The following is a 2,528-nucleotide window of genomic DNA, read 5'->3' as shown; positions in this document are numbered from 1 at the left end:
GCGCGCATACGGTGTGGGCAGCATGCGGCGGCCCTGGCGGGTGAAGAGCGGGTCGCCCAGGGTGTCGCGCAGGCGCGCCAGGGCATGGCTGACGGCCGGCTGGCTCAGGTGTAGTTCGCGTGCCGCGGCGGTGAGCGAGCCGGTCTGCACGATGGCGTCAAACACCAGGAACAGGTTCAGATCGATCTTGTTCAGATTCATTTTGTGAATGTATCCGGATTCAGATAATTCATTTGATTCATTCTGTGCTGATTTCTACACTGCGCGCAGCAAAGACTGACCGCCAGAAAGAGAGCAGCCCATGGACTTTGGCCATTCCCCCCGCGCCCTGGAATACATCGAACGCGTCAAGAGCTTCATGCGTGATCACGTGATCCCGGCCGAGGATGCCTATCACGCGCAGATGACCGGCTCGGCAGATTGGCGTCAATGGCGCCAGCCCGCCTTGATGGAAGACCTCAAGGCGAAGGCCAAGGCAGCTGGCCTGTGGAACCTCTTCCTGCCCGATCCGCACCACGGTGCTGGCCTCAAGGTGGTGGAGTACGCCGCCCTGGCCGAACTGATGGGCTACAACACCATGGCCGCCGAGGTGTTCAACTGCAACGCACCTGACACCGGCAACATGGAAGAGCTGCACATGTACGGCTCGCCCGCGCAGCAGGACCGTTGGTTGACACCCTTGCTGGCCGGCGAGATCCGTTCGGCCTTCTGCATGACCGAGCCGGGCGTGGCGTCGTCGGACGCCACCAACATGGAGGCCACGGCGGTGCCCGAAGGCGACGAGGTCGTGATCAATGGGCGCAAGTGGTTCAGCTCTGGCATTGGCCACCCCAATTGCAAGATCCTGATCTTCATGGGGCTGACGGATCCGACCGCCGAGCGTCACAAGCGCCACTCGATGATCCTGGTGCCGCTGGACACACCGGGCGTCAAGATCGAGCGCATGCTGCCGTCGTTCGGCGTGTATGACGAGCCTTTCGGACACGGCGAAGTCACCTTCGACAACGTGCGCGTGCCCAAGGAAAACATCATCGCCGGCCTGGGCCGTGGCTTCGAAATCGCCCAAGGCCGACTGGGCCCTGGCCGCATCCACCACTGCATGCGCTGCATCGGCGGTGCCGAACGTGCGCTGGCCATGATGGCCGAGCGCGGCGACAAGCGCGTGGCATTTGGCAAGCCCTTGAATCAACTGGGCGGCAATGTGGACGTGATCGCCAACGCACGCATGGCCATCGAGCAAGCCCGTTTGCTCACGCAGAAGGCCGCCTGGATGATGGACACGGTGGGTGTGAAGGCCGCCATGAGCGAGATCTCGCAGATCAAGGTGGTTGCGCCTAATATGGCGCAGGTGGTGCTGGACGCGGCCATCCAGATGCACGGCGCATTGGGTGTCACGCTGGATACGCCGCTGAGCACCCTGGCGGCTTATGTGCGCACCATCCGTCTGGCCGATGGTCCGGACGAAGTGCACCGCAAGGTGGTGGCCAAGTTCGAACTGGCCCGCCAGCGCGCCGCACGCGGTGAAGGCTGAGCGCACACAGGTGCCTGGCTGAGAAGTACTCAAGGAGACACAAGCAATGAGCGAGAAGTTGATCGACGCCGCGGGCAAGGTGCGCGCCGGTGAAGAGGTGGATCTGGTCCGCGTGAACGCGTACCTGCGTGCTGCAGGCCTCGCGGTGGAGGGCGAGCCGCAACTCAAGCAGTTCCCGGGCGGGGCCTCGAACCTCACCTACCTGCTGAGTTATGAAAACCGCGACCTGATCCTGCGTCGCCCGCCCTTTGGCCACATCGCCAAATCGGCGCACGACGTGGTGCGCGAGGCCCGCATCATGGAGATGCTCAAGCCCGTGTACCCGGCCGTGCCGAACGTCTACGCCATCTGCGAAGACACCGAGGTGATCGGTGCGCCGTTCTATGTGATGGAGCGCCTGGTGGGTGTGATCCCACGGCAGAACCTGCCTGACGAGCTGGGCCTGGATGCCCCCAGGACGCGACAGCTTTGCATGAACGTGCTGGACAAGCTGATCGACCTGCACATGCTGAATGTGAAGGACGCTGGCCTGGATACGCTGGGCAAGGGCGAAGGTTATGTGGCGCGCCAGATCGAGGGCTGGAGCAAGCGCTTCCGTGCCGCACGCACGGACGATGTGTCCGACTTCGAATCCGTGATGCAGTGGCTGGCCGACAGGCAGCCCAGGCAGGAAGTGGCCATCTGCCTGATCCACAACGACTTCCGCTTCGACAACGTGGTGCTGGACATCGCCGACCCGATGAAGGTGATCGGCGTGCTGGACTGGGAAATGGCCACGCTGGGCGACCCATTGATGGACCTGGGCAGCTCGCTGGCCTATTGGGTGCAGGCCGATGACGACCCCTTCATGCTGGGCTCGCGCCGTCAACCCACGAACGCACCGGGCATGCTGACCCGCAAGGAAGTGATCGAGTACTACGCCCAACGTACCGGCTGGAGCGTGGCCAACTTCGACTTCTACGAGGTCTATGGCCTGTTCCGCCTGGCGGGCATCGTG

The 2,528-nt window shown here is 63.3% G+C and carries 3 protein-coding genes; 2 read left to right on the top strand and 1 reads right to left on the bottom strand.

Features of this window, described 5'->3' with window-relative positions; all coding sequences use genetic code 11:
- A partial coding sequence (locus VFW93_RS02005; protein WP_329692319.1) for a LysR family transcriptional regulator occupies positions 1–201 on the bottom strand: 201 nt, incomplete at its 3' end.
- A 100-nt stretch (positions 202–301) separates the two neighbouring features.
- Between VFW93_RS02005 and VFW93_RS02000 the strand changes: the two genes are divergently transcribed.
- Positions 302–1,531: an acyl-CoA dehydrogenase family protein gene (locus VFW93_RS02000; RefSeq protein ID WP_329692318.1), complete on the top strand. Its 1,230-nt coding sequence runs from the start codon at positions 302–304 to the stop codon at positions 1,529–1,531.
- A 46-nt stretch (positions 1,532–1,577) separates the two neighbouring features.
- On the top strand, positions 1,578–2,528 hold a 951-nt coding region (locus VFW93_RS01995), incomplete at its 3' end, for a phosphotransferase family protein (RefSeq protein WP_329692317.1).

Source organism: Aquabacterium sp. (genome assembly GCF_036279675.1).
Classification (GTDB): Bacteria; Pseudomonadota; Gammaproteobacteria; order Burkholderiales; family Burkholderiaceae_C; genus Aquabacterium.
This window is presented reverse-complemented; position numbering and strand designations above follow the sequence as displayed.

Bases quoted from the DNA above. Each gene is read 5' to 3' on its own strand.
- VFW93_RS02000 (WP_329692318.1), top strand. From the start codon at position 302: ATGGACTTTGGCCATTCCCCCCGCGCCCTGGAATACATCGAACGCGTC.